Source organism: Ewingella sp. S1.OA.A_B6 (assembly GCF_049889095.1).
Taxonomy (GTDB): Bacteria; Pseudomonadota; Gammaproteobacteria; order Enterobacterales; family Enterobacteriaceae; genus Ewingella.
This window is the reverse complement of the sequence record NZ_JBLJFK010000047.1, coordinates 1-309: the sequence shown is the minus strand read 5'-3', so window position 1 is coordinate 309 and position 309 is coordinate 1. Positions and strand designations below refer to the sequence as shown.

General features: G+C 49.8%; 1 protein-coding gene. It reads right to left on the bottom strand.

The genetic code is table 11. The annotated features are described in order from the left end of the window. Positions 1 to 309 (bottom strand): isocitrate lyase/phosphoenolpyruvate mutase family protein (locus tag ACMV8I_RS21410; RefSeq protein ID WP_498867151.1); only part of this gene is annotated, 309 nt, incomplete at both ends.

Genomic DNA, 309 nt, shown 5'->3' with positions numbered 1-309 from the left:
GGCGGCTTTATTCATCGCACGAAACGCAGATAATGGATAAAGCACCATGTCAACACCCACGTCAAACAGCTCTTTAGTGCTGTAAAGGTCGGTTTGCCCAAACTCAGTCATGTTGGCAAGCACGGGAATGTCTAACACGTCGGTAAATTTGCGGTACATGGCGATATCGGTCAATGCTTCAGCAAAAATCATGTCTGCGCCTGCTTCTTGAAACGCCAACGCACGTTCGACCGCAGCATCCAAACCTTCCACTGACAGCGCATCGGTTCGTGCCATCACCACAAAATCTGGGTCAACTTTGGCGTCTAG